Origin of the sequence: Dyella sp. EPa41 (genome assembly GCF_016586165.1) — a bacterium.
Lineage (GTDB): Bacteria > Pseudomonadota > Gammaproteobacteria > Xanthomonadales > Rhodanobacteraceae > Dyella.
Genome location: NZ_BCPR01000009.1, coordinates 72854 through 92218, shown reverse-complemented (window position 1 = coordinate 92218; position 19365 = coordinate 72854). Strand labels below are relative to the sequence as shown.

13 protein-coding genes and 1 pseudogene are annotated in these 19365 nt (G+C 63.6%); 4 read left to right on the top strand and 10 right to left on the bottom strand.

What is annotated here, in order from left to right; translation table 11 throughout:
• The 10 genes and pseudogenes from JMF82_RS05190 to JMF82_RS05145 form a co-directional block, all read right to left on the bottom strand.
• Window positions 1–649, bottom strand: a pseudogene (locus JMF82_RS05190) (hypothetical protein); the annotation flags it as partial.
• Window positions 650–684: 35 nt separating this feature from the next.
• A complete protein-coding gene (locus JMF82_RS05185; RefSeq protein WP_201313463.1) occupies window positions 685–1959 on the bottom strand; it encodes a glycosyl transferase in 1275 nt (424 codons plus the stop codon).
• Between the two features lie 142 nt (window positions 1960–2101).
• Window positions 2102–3547, bottom strand: coding sequence for a lipopolysaccharide biosynthesis protein (locus JMF82_RS05180; RefSeq protein WP_255559924.1), 1446 nt, complete (start codon window positions 3545–3547; stop codon window positions 2102–2104).
• Window positions 3548–3651: 104 nt separating this feature from the next.
• A complete protein-coding gene (locus tag JMF82_RS05175) occupies window positions 3652–4890 on the bottom strand; it encodes a glycosyltransferase (protein WP_201313462.1) in 1239 nt (412 codons plus the stop codon).
• Window positions 4887–5993, bottom strand: coding sequence for a hypothetical protein (locus tag JMF82_RS05170; RefSeq protein ID WP_201313461.1), 1107 nt, complete (start codon window positions 5991–5993; stop codon window positions 4887–4889). Before JMF82_RS05170 ends, JMF82_RS05175 begins: the two co-directional genes overlap by 4 nt.
• An 18-nt stretch (window positions 5994–6011) precedes the next feature.
• Window positions 6012–7106: a DegT/DnrJ/EryC1/StrS family aminotransferase gene (locus JMF82_RS05165; RefSeq protein WP_201313460.1), complete on the bottom strand. Its 1095-nt coding sequence runs from the start codon at window positions 7104–7106 to the stop codon at window positions 6012–6014.
• Window positions 7103–7690, bottom strand: coding sequence for an acyltransferase (locus JMF82_RS05160; protein ID WP_201313459.1), 588 nt, complete (start codon window positions 7688–7690; stop codon window positions 7103–7105). The genes JMF82_RS05165 and JMF82_RS05160 overlap by 4 nt, the downstream gene beginning before the upstream one ends.
• A gap of 7 nt (window positions 7691–7697) precedes the next feature.
• Window positions 7698–8654, bottom strand: a complete 957-nt coding sequence (locus tag JMF82_RS05155) for a Gfo/Idh/MocA family oxidoreductase (protein ID WP_201313458.1) — start codon at window positions 8652–8654, stop codon at window positions 7698–7700.
• A gap of 212 nt (window positions 8655–8866) precedes the next feature.
• Window positions 8867–11068, bottom strand: coding sequence for a polysaccharide biosynthesis tyrosine autokinase (locus tag JMF82_RS05150; RefSeq protein WP_201313457.1), 2202 nt, complete (start codon window positions 11066–11068; stop codon window positions 8867–8869).
• A 37-nt stretch (window positions 11069–11105) separates the two neighbouring features.
• Complete coding sequence (locus JMF82_RS05145; RefSeq protein WP_255559923.1) at window positions 11106–11597, bottom strand: low molecular weight protein-tyrosine-phosphatase; 492 nt, start codon at window positions 11595–11597, stop codon at window positions 11106–11108.
• Window positions 11598–12271: 674 nt separating this feature from the next.
• Between JMF82_RS05145 and JMF82_RS05140 the strand changes: the two genes are divergently transcribed.
• The 4 genes from JMF82_RS05140 to JMF82_RS05125 all read left to right on the top strand — a co-directional run bounded on the left by JMF82_RS05140 (window position 12272) and on the right by JMF82_RS05125 (window position 19333).
• Window positions 12272–13411: an alkaline phosphatase family protein gene (locus JMF82_RS05140; RefSeq protein ID WP_236585300.1), complete on the top strand. Its 1140-nt coding sequence runs from the start codon at window positions 12272–12274 to the stop codon at window positions 13409–13411.
• A gap of 251 nt (window positions 13412–13662) precedes the next feature.
• Window positions 13663–14226 carry an alkyl hydroperoxide reductase subunit C gene (gene ahpC, locus JMF82_RS05135; protein WP_038617766.1) on the top strand — a complete coding sequence of 188 codons (564 nt, stop codon included), beginning with the start codon at window positions 13663–13665 and terminating at the stop codon, window positions 14224–14226.
• Window positions 14227–14376: 150 nt separating this feature from the next.
• On the top strand, window positions 14377–15966 hold the full coding sequence (ahpF, locus tag JMF82_RS05130; protein WP_201313456.1) for an alkyl hydroperoxide reductase subunit F: 1590 nt from the start codon (window positions 14377–14379) through the stop codon (window positions 15964–15966).
• Window positions 15967–16327: 361 nt separating this feature from the next.
• Window positions 16328–19333 carry a TonB-dependent receptor gene (locus JMF82_RS05125; protein ID WP_201313455.1) on the top strand — a complete coding sequence of 1002 codons (3006 nt, stop codon included), beginning with the start codon at window positions 16328–16330 and terminating at the stop codon, window positions 19331–19333.
• Window positions 19334–19365: the final 32 nt, after the last annotated feature.

Below are 19365 nucleotides of genomic sequence, written 5' to 3'. Positions count from 1 at the left end.
CCGAGCGGCCCGAGGTAACGGCCGCGATCAACAGCATGGCCAGCAGGGCGAAGCGCAGCGTGCGCCGCTTGATCAGTTCAGGCGAACTGAAGAAGCCACCGCACAGGAAGATCATCGAGCCGTAGACGTGCATGGTGGCGCCGGCGAAGCCCTCGTTGAGATTGAGGTTGGCGCCCTGGAAAAAGAACGCTACGGCGGCGGCGCCGCGCGTCAGGTATAGATAGAAGAACAGGGCCACGCTGAGTACGCACAGCAGGCTCAGCACGGTGAACCACTCGACCAGGCGCTCGATGCCGATCGCGCGGCGCAATCCATCCGCGACGAGGATCCAGAGAAATGGCGTGACGATGTAGACCGCCGCCACCTGCACCAGGCCGATGAACGGTGCGCCGTGCATGCCGCCCACGACGAGATAGATCACCGTCACCATCGCCGAACACGCATACAGCGCAAGCAGGTTCTTGAAGCCCAGGCCGAAACGCATGCCCGGCAGCGCGAGCAAGGCGGCAAGCCCTATCGTCACCGCCGTGGGAATCGGCAGCGAGTTCGGCACGACCACCGTGAAGAGCAGCAGCAGGAAGGCAACACCGATGAACAGGTGCCGCACCGTCAGCCTGGGGGCATCCGTCTCGGGGAGTCGCGTTGGCACCGGAGGAACCATCGGTGCTGGATCATTCACGGAATTCATGCCGTCACCATGTGGGATATCCAGTGGTCGAGCAGGCTCGCCTGGGCGACCCTGCTATAAGCGCTGATGTCATGCCGCGATCCATTGGCCGGGCCAAACAGCGCCTCGCGCAGCATGGCCGCATTCGTGGACCCGTCTCCGATCAGCAAGGTCCGGCCGGCGCCGGTTTCACCAAGGATGACGGTGGCCGCGTTGCGCACCTGGGTGACGCAGACGACGTCCACCCCCGTCGCGAGGTAGTCGAACAGCTTGCCGGTGGCGCAGCTGACCCGCGAACCGGTAAGCAGCAACAGTTTGCTGCAGCGTTTCATCAGTTGAAGCGCCACGGTCCGCTCCACCGGTGGCACGACGCAGACGGGAAATCTTGCGCGGCCGATCGATGCGCGCTCGGCGGGCGTCAGCTCGCCGACGAACATCACCTGCTTGCCCGCGGTGATGTCGGTGCACTGATTCAATGTGTCGATGAAGTGCTCCAGCGTCACCGACGCCGAGCTGTCGCTCGCCCCGATCCTGCCGAAATGCCCGATCAAGGTCGCGCCCGGCGGCACGTGCTCGGCCATGATCGCGGTGGCGCGCCCGACGCCATCGGCGTCACCGGCAAGCCGCTCGAAGTCGGCGGGGTCGTAGCCGTTGGGCAGGACCTTGACGTTCTTGTGCGGATACCGCTGCCGGAAGTCCTCGACCAGCGGCCCACTCACCGAGGTGACCAAGCCGCTGACGTCCACCACACGCTTCTCGATCTGCGTACGCACCTGGTTGCGCAACCAGCCAGGCTTGCCCAGCGCCTCGAACACCAGGCCGTCGCGGAAATCCTGCATGCAGCCGATGCCGTAGCGCTTGGCCAGGCTGGCCGCCGCGATCAGAGAGTCGATCGGCGAATAGGTGCCGATGGCCACGCAGGATTCACCCGCGGCCACCCGCTCGCCACACAGGCGATCGGCTTCCGCCAGGGCCTGCATCAGCCAGGTGCGCGCGGCCCTTCCGCGCGGAACCACGAAGGGAAGCGATCGCACGAAGGCGCTCGCCATGGCCAGCAGCGACGACGGCACGGATGATTCGCTGCCTACGCATTGCCCCGGCAACGCGATGATCTGCATGCCGGCGTGGCCGGATGGCACGTTCACCGGCGCATCCAGCGAAACCTGGCGCGCAAAGACGAAAATCCTGTACTTGTCCGGGTCCAGGTACTTCAGCAGACCCTTGAAGCGCTCGGCGGCAACATTGCTGGACAAATGATGCGCCGCAAATACGAACAAATTGATCTTTGGCATCGCCTGACCCTCATTTGGCCTGCAGCGTTGCCCCCTGATTGGCTAAAGCTCGATGGGTTCACCCGGCATCGCTCCCCGCGGCCCGACCATCCCGCCCCACGCGAGGGTGACGATGGACCTTTGCGATGACCAAGGAAGAACATCACGTTTCGCGGGTCGTCTCCTCTGTCCAGTCTTTGGGTCGAATGGCGGATCGCAGTGCCCGGTACATGTCGGACCACTCCGAACGGAAACTCAGGAACACCACCGGCACCATCGCCAGCCAGACCAGGCTGACCGTCGCCGGCGTCTCCTCATCGAAGGCCAGCGTCACGATGGACAAGGCAACGGCCACGATCACCGATACGTAGAGCTTGGTGCGCGGAATGGGACGCCATACATAGGCCGACGCCTCCGTCCTCGCGATGAAGAACACCAGGAACGCCACGGCGTTGGCGACCACGGCGCCTGCCGCACCGTGCTTGGGAACCAGCCACACGCTGCCGATGACGTTGACCACCAGGGCCACCAGCGTCGACCACAGCGACAACATCGAGCGACGGGTGATGCCGATGCCCACGCAGGTCACCTCGGACAGCGTGTAGAGCAGCGGCTGGCCGATGCTGCACAGCATGAGGTATTTCACCTGCCGGTAATTCTCGGGCAGGACGAAATCGATCAACCATGAGAACGTTCCGCTCAGGACCCAGATGGCGCAGACCACGGCCAGCGCCTGATGCGCCACATGATCCACACGCTTCATGTCTGCACCATGAGCGACCCACTTGTAGACCATGGGTGCCCACAGCACGGTGAAAATCGTCTGGAAGACGATGCCAACCCCCGCAAAACTCATGGACACCGAATAGAAGGCCAGCTCGGTCAGCGTCGAGAGCGAACGCAACGCCAGCGTGCTCGTGGCATCCAGGCCCCAGTACGCGACGCCGGCGAAGATCAGCGGCACGCCGTAGCTGAGCAGGCCGCGCACCTGGTCGCTGGATAGCGAGGCACCCACCGCCGGGCGCCAGTCGCGGCGCGTATTCCAGCTGAAGGCGAACAACACGGACAGGAGCGAAACGAGGTAGGCGAGCTCCAGCTGCCAGAACGAGCGCGAAAACTGCGGCAGCGCCATGAGTCCGACGACCAGGAGAAACGCGATCTTCGGAAGAATCTGGCTCATGGAAAAGGCCATTCCGCGGTCCTGCATTCGCAAGATCAGTGAAAGGAATCTCGATATGAAGCTCACTACGACACAGGCAACCAGCATCCAGTAGTAGGCGACCTCATCCAGGCCAAACAACAGCACGGAAATGCGATCGCTGAACGGAATGGTCAACACCATGGCCAACAGCAGCAGCAGGAAGCCAGGAGCGAAGCAGGCCTTCAGCAACGCGCCGCGATCGGGCCACTCGTGATATTCGCGCACATAAGCCCGATCCAGGCCTAGGTTGAATAGTAGTACCCCGAACGACACTGCGATCTGAACAACGTTTAGACGTCCAACGTCAGCCGGCGCGAAGATCCACGTGATCGCCGGAACCGTCACCAACCCCAATCCCGCGGTGGCGATCGGGCCAAAAGCAAATGCCGCTATGGTTCTCAAATTCACTAGACGGCCTTCCAGTTTCAGCGGATGTTCGTGCCTGATCTATCGCGCACATGATGCTCGCACCTTCTTACACGAGCTTGACCAAGCATTCCCTGCGATACATCTCAGGAAGCACCGATAGACAACACATCGTGGATGAACGACGGATAATTCTTTGCCGCATCGAAACGTTCTTCGACGGCTTTTCGCGCATTCACGCGAAGCTCATTTCGCGAACCGTCGAACGCAAGCACGGTGATCGCATCCGCGATCTCCTTGTACGTGGGGCTCTTGCTCAAAAGCACGCCGCACTTGGCCGACACCAGGTTGGAGACGCCACCCACGTTTGGCGCGATGGCAATGACGCCCGCACTCATCGCCTCCATGATGGAAACTGGTATGGCCTCCGATTCGCTCGTGTTCATGAAGATATCGACCGGCATGTTCAGGTAGTACTTCTTCACCGCATCGTTGGGCAGTTCCCCGACCAGCGTGAATTCCATGTTGGCAAGGTCGCCAAGCCGGGCCCTGGCCATCTCCCGCATCTCATCGAGCAGCGGTCCGGCGCCGATATGCGTCCACCGCACCTTGAACTCGGGATGCTTGCCGGCGAACAGCCTCAGGCCTTCGATGATCCGGTCCATGCGCTTCACGGGAAGGCAGAACGACACGGAAACGATGTGCAGGCTGCCATCCGGACTCGGCCTGGAAAGACCGGGAACCAGGGGAACGCCGAGCGGAATGATGGTGATCTTCTCGAGCGGGGCGGCGTAGGTCTTCTTCAGGTAGCCCTGTGCCTCGGTCGAGAGCGCAAAAATCCGGTCGAACGAGCCGATGAACTGGCGCTTGAGCGGCATGTACTCGTGCATGCGGCGTTCCTGGTACAGATCGATGCCGTGCGCACGCGTCACCACCCGGCGGATGGCTCCCTTCTTTCGAGCGAGGATCGCCGCGTATGCCTGTGTGTCGTTCCAGTAGCTGTAGGCCACGTCGATGACGCCGTTGCGGCGCGCATAGCGCACCAGCGCGTCCCTCTGCTGCATGACCTTGGAGACATGCAGCAACGCGCGAACCACGGTACGACGGCACGACTTTCCGGACTGCCCGAGGTAGGAAAGCTCCTCGCGGAACAGCTTTGAGAACGCGGCGCGAACGATATACGGCAGGCGGCGCAGCGCACCTGGCTGCACCATGCAGAGGTCCATCGACACGCCCGGGGGCAGCGGCCTGGGCGACCCTTCGGCGACCGCCGGAAGCACCGTGGCCTGGGCATCCACGTCACGCGCCCAGTAGCCGATCTCGTCCTCGAGGAACTGCTCGCCGGGGTAGTAGGGAAAGGCGTTGGTAAGTATGGCTATCCTCATGCGTGCTCCACCGTGCCGGCCATGAGCGTGTCGATCATGCAGGTTCGATACGCGGCATGGTCCATGTTCAGAGGGACGCTGGTCTTGAAGCACGCCACCGTGGCCAGGCATTCGGAAAGCAGCCGGCGCCAGTTGGCGACCACCTGGTCCATGGTCAGCATGGCCGTGCGTGAAGTGGCCAGCGCGTTGTACTGCTCCCAATAGAGCTGGTCGTGGAAGATGCTGTACTCCGCGCTGATGACGGCGATCGTCATCTCGGCGGCAACCGAGGCATCAAGGCTCACGACGTGGAAATCGGCCACGTCCTCCCTCACCAGGTAGTAGAGGCGCGAGAGCGGAACCGGCGCGGACTCCACCTTGCGATACACCCTGTCGGGGCGAAGCTTGCGCCGCGTGCTCGCGACGTTGATCCACGCCTTGACGTTGAAGTGGGTGCGGTCGACCCAGCCGCGACCCGCCAGCAGCTCGACCTTGAGCGCCGGATCGGTGCAGTTGTAGCCGTAGATCTTCGGCCACGCCATGTTGGCGTACACCAGCGACGATCCGTAGGACATCAGCGAGATGTCGTCACTGACAAATCCCACGCCCTCGTGTTGCCTCAGCGCGAGCATGGCAGCCGACTTCCCCACGCCACCCGTGCCGGCCAGGAGGCAGGCTTCGCCGTTCACCGTGAGGCATGCGGCATGGATCGGCACCATGTCACTGAAGAAGTAGGTCGAAGGCACCAGCACGAACTCGTGGAGGATCTGCTCGAACGACTCCAGGTCGCTGGCGTATTCCACCGAGAGCAGCTTCTGCACGTTGCGCTTGACGCCCCGGCGCGAGCGCAGCGTCACCTCCACCTCCAGCGAGCCGCTCCCGGACCACCCCCAGTAGACGTCGGCCGCGGGGAAGGACGTCAGCATGCCGTGATCGAAGGTGCGATGCAGCCGGGGGTTCATGGCCACCAGGGCCCGGCCGGATATCTCCGAGACGATATGTATCTCGACCTGCGCCGGCAAATCACCCGCGTCCGCATAGAGCGCGAGGCTTTCGGCCAGCCATGCCTGGTACATCGGATCGCCGGAAAACGCGTAGCATTTTCCAAAGATGATCTTCTTCATACCGATCCTCCCGGCATGTCAGGCAAATGCCCTGGCCGCCAGCGCCGCGGCTACTTGCTCCTGCCTTCCTTCGTCGAGATAAGGCGACATGGGAAGGCTCATGACCTGGTCCGCGGCGAGATCGCATACCGGAAAGCGCGCGCGCTCATCCAGCAACGCAGGCTGGCGATACAGCGGCAGCGGATAGTGGACCGCCGTGGGCACGCCCGCCTCGTGCAGGCGCGCACGCAAGGCCTCGCGATCGCCGACGCGCACGGTGTACTGCGCCCAGGCGCTTACGTTGTGCTTCTCGATGACCGGCAGGCCGAGCTGGTCGTTGTCGCGCAGCAGCCGGTCGTAGGTCCGCGCCACCTGCTGCCGCAGCTGCATCTCTTCGTCGAACACCTCGAGCTTCGCCAGCAGGATGGCGGCCTGCAGCGTGTCCAACCGGCTGTTCACGCCGACGCAGATGTGGTGATAGCGGCGGTCCTGTCCGTGCCGGGCGATCAACCGCAGCAGCTTGGCAAGGGCCTCATTGCTGGTGAAGATCGCGCCACCATCGCCGTAGCAGCCCAGGGGCTTGCTGGGGAAGAAGCTGGTGCAGGCGATGGTGCTCAGGTTGCAGCTCTTGCGCCCCTTGTAGGTCGCGCCAAAGCTCTGCGCCGCGTCCTCGACCACCGGAATGCCACGCTTCGCGGCAATGGCGTTGATGGCGTCGAAATCCGCGCACTGCCCATACAGCGACACCACGATGATCGCCTTGGTACGCGAAGTGATCGCAGCCTCGAGCTGGGCCGGATCCAGGTTGTAGGTCAACGGATCGATGTCGACGTAGACCGGCCTGGCGCCCAGCACCGCGATGGCCTCGGCCGTTGAAATGTGGCTGAAGCCTGGCGAGATCACCTCGTCGCCCATGCCCACGCCCAGGGCCATCAACGCGATCTGCAGCGCGTCCGTACCGTTGGCCACCGAAATACAGTGGCTGGCACCGGTATAGGCGGCAAGGCGGGTTTCCAGTTCGGCGACTTCGGGCCCGAGGATGTACTGGCCATGTTCCAGCACTCGTGCGATACCCGCATCGATGCTTGCCTTGATGCGGACCTGCTGGGACTTGAGGTCGATGAAATCAATCATGTCACGGGCTCCAACTGACGTAGCGTGTTTCCCTCGAGGACGTAGCGCGCGCCGGTACGCGCGCAGACGGCCTCGCCCTCGCCTTCCAGCGGGAGATCGAGGCGTTCGCCGAATTCACTCATCCAGCCGATCTGCCTGGCCGGCACGCCGACCATCAACGCGTAGGCCGGCACGTCTTCGGTGATGACCGCACCGGCGCCGATAAAGGCGAACGCGCCGATGGTCACGCCACAGACGATGGTGCAGTTCGCACCCAGCGTCGCGCCGCGGCGGACCAGCGTGTCGCGGTACTCGTCCTTGCGCTCCACCAGGGCGCGCGGGTTGTAGACATTGGTGAACACCATGCTGGGGCCACAGAACACGCCCTCCTCGAGCGTCACGTTGTCGTATACCGACACGTTGTTCTGCACCTTGCAGCGGTCGCCGATCACCACCTTGTTGCCGACGAACACGTTCTGGCCGAGCGAAACGCCCTTGCCGATGCGCGCGCCGCCGCAAACATGGACGAAATGCCAGACGCGCGAGCCTTCGCCGATCACGGCGCCCTCGTCGACTATGGCGGAAGGATGCTGGTAGTGGTCCATGCGATGCTCACTTTTTCCTGAGAAACGGGTGGCCGTCTTCCCCTGCGGAAGCCGTCTTGCCCGCGCGAATGGCCGAGACTGTCTCGATGGCGGTGCGGTTCTCCTCCAGGCCGAACCCGCGCCCGGCGAGGATCTCCACGTAGCTGCGGTCGTGCAGGTCGGTAAACCCGCCGGAGAATTCGATCTCATCGCCGTTCACGGTGATCGACCGATAGGTCCGCTGGCCGCTTTCGCGCGCGTTCCCGGGAACGTCCTCGAGGTCCACCGACAGGAACCAGCGCACGCGCGCTTTTTCGTATTCGAGGTAGCCCGCGGACTTGGTGTCAGTGGAAAGGTGGACCACGTTGGACTGCAGGTCGCCGAACAGGTAGTGCAGCATGTCGAAGAAGTGCACGCCGATATTGGTGGCGATGCCGCCGGACTTCTTGGTGTCGCCCTTCCAGCTCTGCAGGTACCAGTGCCCGCGGGACGTCACGTAGGCCAGGTCGACCTCGTACTTGGTGTCACGCTTTTCGCTGCGCACCCGCTCGCGCAGCGCGATGATGGACGGGTGCAGGCGCAGCTGCAGGATCGTATTGGTCTTCCTGCCCGTCTCGCGCTCGATTTCCAGCAGGCCGTCGATGTTCCACGGATTGAGCACCAGGGGCTTCTCGCAGATGGCGTTGGCGCCCGAGCGCAGGGCAAAGCGGATGTGCGAGTCATGCAGGTAGTTGGGCGAGCAGATGGAGACGTAGTCGATCTGCGCGCCATTCTTCGCCCGGCGCCGCATGTCGACGTGGCGATCGAAGCGCTCGAACTCGGTGAAGAAGTCGGCCTCCGGGAAATGGGAGTCGATAATGCCGACGGAGTCGTTCGGATCGAAGGCAGCCAGCAGCTTGTTGCCAGTGCTCTTGATCGCCTGCATGTGGCGCGGGGCGATATAGCCCGCGGCACCGATCAGCGCGAAATTCTTGGTATGGGGCATCGGCCAAATTCCCTTCCTACATCTTTCCAGGCTGAGTGGTATGGACGGATCGCGCAAAGCGTCGATCCTTCGTGGAAACTCCTGCAGAACCCATGGGACCCCTGACCCCTCGCGGCGAGGCGGGCCACCTCGCCGCGCCCGCTACGACGGCCCTGCCCGCGCCGCTCGCGGGCCATCGCGCTCCGTGCCGGCCACCGCCGCGAGGGCGATGCTCACGACACCGCCTTTTCGACCGAGTAATAGGCATAGGCGTAGTAACCGCGACTGCGCTTCTCGACAGCGTTGAAGATGGCACCCTTGATCGATACGCCGTTCTGCTCGAAGCGCTGCTTGGCCAGGGCAAGCTCGCGCGTCTGGCTGAGGCCGAAGCGCGCCACCAGCAGGCCGGTACCGGAGTGATGGCCGATGACCGCCGCATCGGTCGCCGCCAGGATGGGCGGGGTATCGATGATGATCAGGTCGTACTTCGGCTTCAGGTGGTCGAGCAGCGCCGAGAACCGCGCATTCATCAGCAGCTCCGACGGGTTCGGCGGGATCTTTCCTCGCGTGATGTAGTGCAGCGCGCTGGGCGACTCGGCCTGGCGTATGGCGCCCGCCATGTCCACCTGGCCGGAGATCAGCTCGGACAAGCCGATCTCCGCCCTTCCGCCGAGGATCTTGTGCACCACGCCGATGCGCATGTCGCCATCGATCAGCAGCACGCGTTGGCCCGTCTGGGCCACCACGGCGGCGAGATTGGCCGACACGAAGGTCTTGCCCGCATTCGGGCTCGCGCCGGAAATCATCAGCACGTTGTTCTTTGCTTCGAGGCGGGCAAAGTGCAGGCTCGTGCGCAGGCTGCGCAGCGCCTCGGCGGCGAGGTCCTTGGGAGAGTCCTCGACCAGCACATGCTCCCGGCCGTCCGGCCGCGCACGCTTGCTCTGCAATGCACGCTCGCGCGGGCTGACCGGAATCGTGGCGTAGACCGGCAGGCCAAGCTTCTCGATGACGGCCGGATCCTCGATGCCGCGATTGAGCATCTGGCGAATGAAGACGTACAGCAGCGCCACGAAGCCACCGAACAGGGCGCTGCCCATCAGGATGAGGATCGTGCGCGGCCACACCGGCAGCGTCACGTCCACGGCCGCGCGGTCGATGATGCGCACATTGCCGATGGTGCCGGCTCGCGCGATATCCAATTGCTGGGCCTGGTTGAGCAGGCTGGTGTAGGTTTCGTTGCTCACCTGGACGTCGCGGGTCAGCTTCAGCAACTGCTGCTGGGTATCCGGCAGGCCACCCACCTTCTTCTCGATCGCATTCTTCTGCGCCTGCAGCTGGCCGATCTGTTTCATCAAGGACTGATACTGCGGATGCGCCGGCGTGAACTGACGCTGCACGTCAGCCAGCTGCAAGCGAAGCTGCTCCAGGTTCGTGTCGATGGACACCGACTGGTTCAGCAGCGTCTGGGTCTGCATGTTGATGTCGACCGACTGCGCCTTGTTCTGGAACTCGTTCAGCGCGGCGGTGGCGCGCTCCAGCTCATGCCGCACGTTGGGGATCTGGTCGCGCACGAACTTCAGGCTGTTGGCGGCCTCGGCGGAGTTGCGCTCCACGTTCTGGCGCACGTAGAGCTCGGCCACCTGCTCGAGGATCCTGGTTGCCATGACCGGGCTGGCGTTGTTGTAGGTCAAGCCGAGGATGCCCGACTCCTTGCCCTGCTCCGTCACGTTGATCTGCCGCTGCAGCGCGTTGATCACGGTGAGCTCGCGGCGCTTGAACACGCGGAAACGCGTACCCGGGTTGGCGGCGAGCGTTTTCACGTCGATCGTCACGCCATGCGCCTTGGCCTCCTGGCCGACGCGACCGATGACGAGGATGTTTCCGTCATCGTCCTGCAGCACGTAGAGGCCACCCTCGCCCGCGATGAAACGCAGCGGCTTGTCGAGCAGTTCATCGGGCACTTCCAGCCGGAAGATGTCGAGCTTGGAACCGCCCCAGTCGTAGTCGCTCATGCCAAGGAGAGGCGACGCGACCTTGCCTGGATTATTTTTCGCGAAGCGATGGGCGTAGAACGAACCGATCACCGGGAAGCGCCGCGGCGAGGTTTCCACCGTGAGGTTGAGCTTGTCCACCGCCTGGCCGATCACCATGCGCGAGGTGATCAGGTTGGTTTCCGTGGTGGCCTCGGGGCTCGCGCCCGCCAGTGTCTGGCTGAGCGCGCTCAATTGGGGCAGGTTCTGCACCTGCTGCTCGACCTGCACCATCGCCGTGGCCTGGTAGATCGGCGTGGCCACCATCGAATAGGCCACGGCCAGCACGATGAAGATGCAGGTGATGCCGAGGATCTTCCACTTGTGGTCCTTGAGCGTACCGACGACTTCACTGAGGTCGATTTCGCCGTCTGGCTGCATGGAGGGATATTGGATGATGGTCATGGCGATGGTCTTCCCATGGCATGAGGCAGGCTAACGTTCATAGGTAGCCCACCCAACTATCGACGGCGCGCCGGATCATTTCGTAGGCACGCACGAATACCGTGTGATGCTGTCGGTACGGGTCGGGTATGTCCCGCCCGTCCACCCATTTGTCGATCAGGAAGACCTTGCCTCGCGCCGCGGGTGCGAGCTCGACCATGGCGTCGACGTGGCTCTTCTCCATGCCGAGCACGAGGTCGGCCTGGAGCAGCATGGGCGGGGTGAGCTGATGGGCACGATGCGGCGAACCGTCTATGCCGCTTTCGCTGAGCAGGCGCATGACCGTCGCGTCCATGGGATCGCCGACGACTGCGCTCAACCCGGCGCTCTGCAATTGGATGCCACGTCCGTTCACGCGCTGCCGAAACAGGTACTCGGCAGCCGGACTGCGACAGATATTGCCCATGCAGACAATCAATATCCGCTTAAACACGTATTGGCATACTCCCGGATCAGGCCCACTGGCGCCCAACGACGCCAGCCGTTTCATCAGCCCCCTGTCCGATCCGGAAACCACCTCGAGGTGGCTCCCGGTTTCAGCTGCCAAAAACCAAGTAACACGGCCGTGATGAATGCACGCCTACGAAGCGCGATAACCATGGTTCGACAACGCGCTCTCCTTCACTTCGCGGATCGCCCGTCAACCGTGGCTCTTGCTGTCGACGCACTTGCAGTCACGACTGCAAGACACTCAGTACTCAGCAATCATGGCACGCTGTTATTACTTCACAGTGAACCGATACGAAATGATTTGGGCGGCTGAATGCGCATTCACAGGCCTTCACGAAACCTCTATGCGCGGCACCGGTGAGACGCCCGCAAATGTGGCGGGTCCATCGCAAGAGCATGCGTTGTATACCCCGCTAAATACGCGTCGACATGCCCTGGACATGGAGCGGAACATGAACGATGACTGCGAAGCGCCCGTTCGCTATGAAAACAGTCACCCTGCGATTTCCCGCGTGTTTTAGCCTGTTGCAGGTGGCGCTCGCTTCGTCTCGCTAAGCATTTCGCCAGCAAAGGCGCATACGCTGCGGTAGCCTCGTGCGCCACGCGGGGCTTCGATGGCCATCGAAGCCCATGCAGCGCCCCACTGCCGCGCACGATGCATGGCTTCCTGTTCATTGCTCGCCACCGGCACACCCATCACTGCGGAGCGAATCGATGAAGTGGCTTCATCCGATGACACAGTTGCAACAATACGTCGCCACCATGGTCTTCGCGGTCGCATCCGTTTGCTCTCCGCTTCATGCCGACGACCGATCCAGCCCTTCCGCCACGGCGATCCACCATGTCTTCCTGATCATGCTGGAGAACGAGCCCTTCGACATCACGTTCGGGGCACAGACGAGTTCGCCGTACCTGAGCCATGAACTCACTGCGCAGGGCGCGCTGCTCACGCAGTACTACGGCATCGGCCACAACAGCCTCGGCAATTACATCGCCTTGATCAGCGGGCAGGCCCCCAACCCGGCCACCCAGAAGGATTGCCAGAACTTCGTCAACTTCCATCCGACGGCCAGGCAGCTCGACGCCAACGGCCAACTCGCGGGCCAAGGCTGCGTCTACCCTTCTTCAGTCAAGACGGTGACGGACCAGATGCGCGATGCGGGCCTCAGCTGGAAGGGCTATATGGAAGGCATGGGCAACAATCCCAGGCGCGAGGCTCCACGCTGCGGTCATGCCGCCATCGGCGCGGTCGACCAGACCTATCGCGAAACGCTCACCGACCGGTATGCGGACAAGCACAATCCGTTTGTCTACTTCCATTCGATCATCGACGACAAGGCATATTGCAGCCAACACATCGTGCCGCTCGACGCCCTGCGCAGCGACCTGCAGCAACCAGGCACCACGCCCAACCTCGCATTCATCACGCCGGACCTCTGCCATGACGGGCACGATGCCCCATGCCTGAATGGCGAGACAGGCGGGCCGATATCGGCGGACGCCTTTCTGCGCGACTGGGTGCCGCGCATCATGGCATCGCCGGCGTTCCGGAAGGATGGCGTGTTGATCATCACGTTCGATGAAGGCACCGACGCATCGGCATGCTGCGGCGAAGAACCCCTGGGTGGCGGACCGCCTCCCGGCCAGTACGGGCCCGGCGGCGGACGCATCGGCGCCGTGGTGCTCTCGCCTTTCGTCAAGCCCGGCACCGTGTCCCATACGCCGTACAACCACTACGCCACCTTGCGCAGCATGGAGACGTGGTTTGGCCTGGACTATCTCGGCTACGCCGCCCAGCCACTGGTCCACGCATTCGGCGAAGACGTGTTCACCCGTCCACCTGGCAGCGACTAGGGCCTGTCAACGCCATGGGCGCGGCCTTGCGCCCGCGCGTCGACGAAACGTCGCGGCGCCCTTGTGCGGCCGCATTCACGCCGCGACTTCGCTGGGTGTGGCACTTTCATCGGTTGCGGCCCGCCGCCAGCCGGCGCCGAACCCATTGATAGCCACGGTCAATGACGATGATCCCAACAATCAATTGGATCAATTGATCGAAAATCTCTATTCTTAGGCTTCTACCAACCACAACCAACGGAAAAACAACGATGTCGTTGATCAACACCGAAATCAAACCGTTCAAGGCCCAGGCTTACAAGAATGGCCAGTTTGTCGAAGTGACCGATGCCAGCCTTAAGGGCAAGTGGTCCGTGGTGGTGTTCTACCCCGCCGACTTCACCTTCGTCTGCCCGACGGAGCTCGAAGACCTGGCCGACTACTACGACCAGTTCCAGAAGCTGGGCGTCGAGGTCTACTCGGTGTCGACCGACACGCATTTCGCGCACAAGGCGTGGCACGACACCTCGGACGCGATCAAGAAGGTGAAGTACACCATGATCGGCGATCCGACCGGCGCGATCACCCGCAACTTCGACGTGATGATCGAAGAAGAAGGCCTGGCGCTGCGCGGCACGTTCCTGATCAATCCGGAAGGCCAGATCAAGCTGTGCGAGATCCACGACAACGGTATCGGCCGCGACGCGTCCGAGCTGCTGCGCAAGGTGAAGGCCGCGCAGTACGTCGCCTCCCACCCGGGTGAAGTGTGCCCGGCCAAGTGGAAGGAAGGCGAGAAGACGCTCAAGCCGTCGCTCGACCTGGTCGGCAAGATCTAAGACACCGCCGTTCTGCACGTGGCCCGCTGCATCGGGCCGCCTCGGACCCGGCATTCCGCCGGGTCCGCTTTCCGAAATTCAAGGTGCGCGCATCGTCCGGCCAGACCGGGCGCCCGACGCGCTCACCCCGAAGAAACCGATGGAGTTCCCATGTTGGATGCCGATCTGAAGACCCAGTTGCAGGCTTACCTCGAAAAGGTCGTCCACCCGATCGAGCTCGTGGCCTCCCTCGACAACGGCGAGAAGTCGCAGGAGCTGAAAGGCCTGCTCGACGACATCGCCTCGCTGTCCAGCCAGGTATCGGCCCGCTTCGACGGCAACGACGCGCGCAAGCCGTCCTTCGCGATCAACCGCGTCGGCACGGATGTGAGCGTGCGTTTCGCCGGCATCCCGATGGGCCACGAATTCACCTCGCTCGTGCTCGCCCTGCTGCAGGTCGGCGGCCATCCGTCCAAGGCCACGCAGGAAGTGATCGAGCAGGTGCGCAACCTCGAAGGCGATTTCCGCTTCGAGACCTTCATGTCGCTCTCGTGCCACAGCTGCCCGGATACCGTGCAGGCGCTGAACCTGATGAGCGTGCTCAACCCCAACATCAAGCACGTGGCGATCGACGGCGCGTTGTTCCAGGGCGAAGTGGACGAGCGCCAGGTGATGTCCGTGCCCACCGTGTTCCTCAACGGCGAACTGTTCGACACCGGCCGCATGTCGATCGAGCAGATCGCCGGCCGCCTCGACGCCAATGCCGGCGAGCGGGCCGCCGAAAAGCTCAGGAACAAGGCACCGTTTGACGTGCTGGTGATCGGCGGCGGCCCGGCGGGCGCGGCGGCGGCGATTTATGCCGCCCGCAAGGGCATCCGCACCGGCGTGGCCGCCGAACGCTTCGGTGGCCAGGTGCTGGACACCATGGCGATCGAGAACTTCATCTCGGTGCCGTACACCGAGGGCCCGAAGCTGGCCGCATCGCTGGAACAGCACGTGCATGAGTACGACGTGGACGTGATGAACCTGCAGCGCGCCGAGAAGCTGATTCCGGCATCGACCGAAGGCGGCCTGCACGAGATCGTGCTCGCCAACGGCGCGTCGCTGAAGTCGAAGTCGGTGATCCTGTCCACCGGCGCCCGCTGGCGCAACATGAACGTGCCGGGCGAACAGGAGTATCGCAACAAGGGCGTGACCTATTGCCCGCATTGCGATGGCCCGCTGTTCAAGGGCAAGCGCGTGGCGGTGATCGGCGGCGGCAACTCCGGTGTCGAGGCGGCCATCGACCTGGCGGGTATCGTGGGCCATGTCACCCTGCTCGAATTCGACGGCAAGCTGCGTGCCGACGAGGTACTGCAGCGCAAGCTGCGCAGCCTGCCGAACGTGGACGTGATCGTCAGCGCGCAGACCACCGAGGTGCAGGGCGACGGCCAGAAGGTCACCGGCCTCACCTACACCGATCGCACCCGCGGCGAAAGTCGCCAGGTGGCGCTGGAAGGTGTTTTCGTGCAGATCGGCCTGCTGCCCAACACCGAATGGCTGAAGGGCGCGGTGCAGCTGTCGCCACGAGGCGAGATCGAAGTCGACGTGCGCGGCGAGACCTCGGTGCCTGGCGTGTTCGCCGCCGGCGACGTCACCACCGTGCCGTACAAGCAGATCGTGATCGCCATGGGCGAAGGTTCCAAGGCCTCGCTGAGCGCCTTCGACTATCTCATCCGCCTGCCGGTGGACGAGGTGAAGAAGGAAACCGTCGCCGCCTGATGCGTGGTTCCCATGCCCGGCCCCGCGCAGCCCCCTCGCGGCTCGCCGGGCCGGGCTTTTTTTGTGCCCGCCGCCAGTCCGCAACCCAAGCGGGGCGCGGCTTATAACCACCGGTTCTATCCAGATGAGAAACCCTCATCTGCGTAACCCTTTCCATCGATCCAATCCCGGGTTTTCATAGGCGCAACCCACGAGGCCGGCGCGCAGAGCGCGGCCACCATCGCGGCGCCGGCATCCCCATGCCGGCAAAGGGGTTCGTTTCTCCAAACGCTGTCACTGGCGCGGGCGTCGCCGATTCCCGCATGCGCATGGACGCACACCAGCGACAGCCATTTCTCCGTTGCGACCAGAGAACCAGGATTTGAACAAGCAGATTGCGTTATCTCCACGGGCCCTCACCGTGGCGCTCGCCGCCCTGTTGACGCTGGGCACCGCCCCTGCCTTCGCGCAGTCCACCACGGGCAGCATCTTCGGCCAGGTTCCCGCCGCCAACGGCGAGACGGTGCAGATCAAGAGCGCGACGGGCATCACGCGCACGGTCGCGGTGGATGATCGCGGCCGTTACGTCGCCTCCGAACTCCCGTTGGGCACCTACACCGTATCGCTGCTGCGCGACGGCAACGTGGTCGATACGCGCAACGACATCAGCCTGCGCGTCGGCGCGGGCACCGAAGTGTCCTTCGAGGCCGCGGCCGCCAGGGAACTGGGTGCGGTGAGCGTATCGGCCAGCACCACGCCGCAGATCGACGTCACCAGCGTGGACTCGCGCACCGTCATCACCGCACAGGAACTCGCCCGCCTGCCGTTGGCGCGCTCGGCGGAGGCGATCGCCCTGCTCGCGCCCGGCGTCACTCGCAACAGCGGCGGCTACACCGGCCCGACGGGACAATCGCTGGTTACCTTCGGCGGCTCCGCGGCGAGCGAGAACGCGTACTACATCAACGGCTTCAACACGACGGAAAGCCAGCGTGGCCTGGGCGGCCTCACCCTGCCCTATGGCGCCATCGAGCAGCAGGAAATCTACACGGGCGGCTACAGCGCCCAGTACGGCCGCTCCGATGGCGGCGTGATCAACATGGTGGGCAAACGCGGCACCAACGAATGGCACTTCGGCGGCCAGGTACTGTGGGAGCCCGCGTTTGCACAGGCCAACGCGCGCGACACGTACTACACCAACGGCCTGCCCGCCTCGCCCACCGCCGGCGGCCTGTACGACCCCAACAGCCGCAACCGGCAGTGGACCACCACGGTGGATGCCTATGCCGGCGGCCCGCTGATCAAGGACAAGCTGTTCCTGTTCGTTGCCGCCGAGGCCTCGCGCCAGGAAGGCACCACGGTCAACAACGTGTCCAGCGCCAAGCCCTCCGTCGACTATCGCTACACCACGCCCAAGTGGTACGCCAAGCTCGACTGGAACATCACCGACAGCAACATCCTCGAGGTCACCGGCGCGTCGAGCAAGCGCTCCACCTCGGGCTCGATCTATGCCTACGACTACAACGCGCTGTCGCGCGGCGGCTACATCAACGCCAACGACAACACCAAGACCGGCGGCGACCTCTACACCGCCAAGTTCACCAGCTACCTCACCGACCGCCTGACCTTCTCGGCGCTGTACGGCAAGATGAAGACGGTGAACTACGACGTGCCGGGCAACTACGACGGCAGCCTGACCTACCTCACCTACATCCAGAACCAGAACCCGGCGTTCAACGGCGGCAACCCGATCGGCAACAGCCAGGTCACGCAATCGCTGTTCAATCCCAATCGCCACAACAACAGCAACAACCTGCGCATCGACCTGTCCTACCAGCTTGGTTCGCATACCTTGTCGGCGGGCATCGACAACCAGAATGCGCGCGCCATCGACCAGGGCAGCCAGAACTCGGGCCCCGGCTACTACTGGCAGTATGCCAACACCACCACGCCCAACGTGGCGCTGATTCCCAGCCTTGGCGTGGGCGCGCCGGCGGACTACCCGAATGGCGCATCCGGCTACTACGCCATCCAGAACGTCAACAGCTCCATTGCCAGCGTGCGTTCGGCGCAGCGCGCCCAGTACATCGAGGACAAGTGGCAGGTAAACGATCGCTGGCTGCTGTCGCTGGGCCTGCGCAACGACCAGTTCACCGACTACAACGCCAATGGCGATGCATACATACGCCAGCGCAGCGCGCAGTGGGCGCCGCGCCTGGGCTTCACCTGGGACGTGAACGGTGACTCCAGCTTCAAGGTGTACGGCAACGCCGGGCGTTACTACCTGGGCCTGCCGCTCAATCCCGCGCTGAATGCCGCCGGCGCGTACGTCTCCACGCAGCAGTACTTCACCTATAGCGGCATCGCGGCGGATGGCACGCCCATCGGCCTGACGCCGTTCTCCAAGCCGGTGTCGTCCAACAACACGTACGGCGTGCTGCCCGACCCGAAGACGGTGACGGCGCAGGACATCAAGCCGGAATACCAGGATGAATTCATCCTCGGCTTCGACAAGACGCTGGGTTCGAACTGGACCTACGGCGCCAAGCTGACCCAGCGCATCCTGCGCACGGCCATCGACGATTACTGCGATGTGCCGGCCATCGAGAACAAGGCCGCGCAGCTTGGCTACGCGGTGAGCGCCACCAACAGCTGCTACCTGATCAACCCGGGCCGCTCCAACACCTTCACGGTGGTCGATGACGGCGGCGCCTATCGCAGCGTCTCGTTGAGCAACGCCGAGATGGGCTTTCCCTCGCTCAAGCGCAAGTACTACGCGCTGGAGGCCTACCTGGAACACCCGTTCGACGGCCGCTGGTACGGCAAGGTCGATTACGTGTTCTCGCGCAGCTACGGCAACACCGAAGGCCAGCTGCGTTCGGACATCCAGCAGACGGCGGCATCCACCAGCATCGATTGGGATTTCCCGGCGCTGATGTCCTACGCCAACGGCGCGCAGAGCAACGACCACGCGCACCAGGTCAAGCTGTTCGGCTACTACCAGATCACGCCGGAATGGCAGGTGTCGGGCAATCTCTCGATCGTCTCCGGCAACCCGCGCAACTGCCTGGGCTACTACGGCCCCCAGCAGACCGATCCGAACGGCTACGGCAGCTACTACCACTGGTGCGGCGGACAGCCGTCGCCGCCGGGTACGCATCGCCTGCCGTGGAACAGGCAGCTTGACCTCGGCGCCACGTACCGCCCGGCGTTTGCCGAAGGCAAGCTGGGTTTCTCGCTCAACGTATTCAACGTGTTCAATTCGCAGGCCATCCTCAACGCCTACCCGTATTACCAGATCTCACCCGGCACGCCCGACCCGCTGTACGGCTCGGCGGTGGTTCGCCAGCAGCCGCGCTACCTGCGGCTGGCGGCGACGTACGACTACTGAGCATGCGTCTTGATGCGACGGTCCCTCGCCGT

Coding starts and splice junctions, on each gene's coding strand:
- JMF82_RS05185 (WP_201313463.1), bottom strand. CDS start 1,959: ATGCCAAAGATCAATTTGTTCGTATTTGCGGCGCATCATTTGTCCAGC.
- JMF82_RS05175 (WP_201313462.1), bottom strand. CDS start 4,890: ATGAGGATAGCCATACTTACCAACGCCTTTCCCTACTACCCCGGCGAG.
- JMF82_RS05170 (WP_201313461.1), bottom strand. CDS start 5,993: ATGAAGAAGATCATCTTTGGAAAATGCTACGCGTTTTCCGGCGATCCG.
- JMF82_RS05165 (WP_201313460.1), bottom strand. CDS start 7,106: ATGATTGATTTCATCGACCTCAAGTCCCAGCAGGTCCGCATCAAGGCA.
- JMF82_RS05160 (WP_201313459.1), bottom strand. CDS start 7,690: ATGGACCACTACCAGCATCCTTCCGCCATAGTCGACGAGGGCGCCGTG.
- JMF82_RS05155 (WP_201313458.1), bottom strand. CDS start 8,654: ATGCCCCATACCAAGAATTTCGCGCTGATCGGTGCCGCGGGCTATATC.
- JMF82_RS05150 (WP_201313457.1), bottom strand. CDS start 11,068: ATGACCATCATCCAATATCCCTCCATGCAGCCAGACGGCGAAATCGAC.
- JMF82_RS05145 (WP_255559923.1), bottom strand. CDS start 11,597: ATGAAACGGCTGGCGTCGTTGGGCGCCAGTGGGCCTGATCCGGGAGTA.
- JMF82_RS05140 (WP_236585300.1), top strand. CDS start 12,272: ATGAAGTGGCTTCATCCGATGACACAGTTGCAACAATACGTCGCCACC.
- ahpC (WP_038617766.1), top strand. CDS start 13,663: ATGTCGTTGATCAACACCGAAATCAAACCGTTCAAGGCCCAGGCTTAC.
- ahpF (WP_201313456.1), top strand. CDS start 14,377: ATGTTGGATGCCGATCTGAAGACCCAGTTGCAGGCTTACCTCGAAAAG.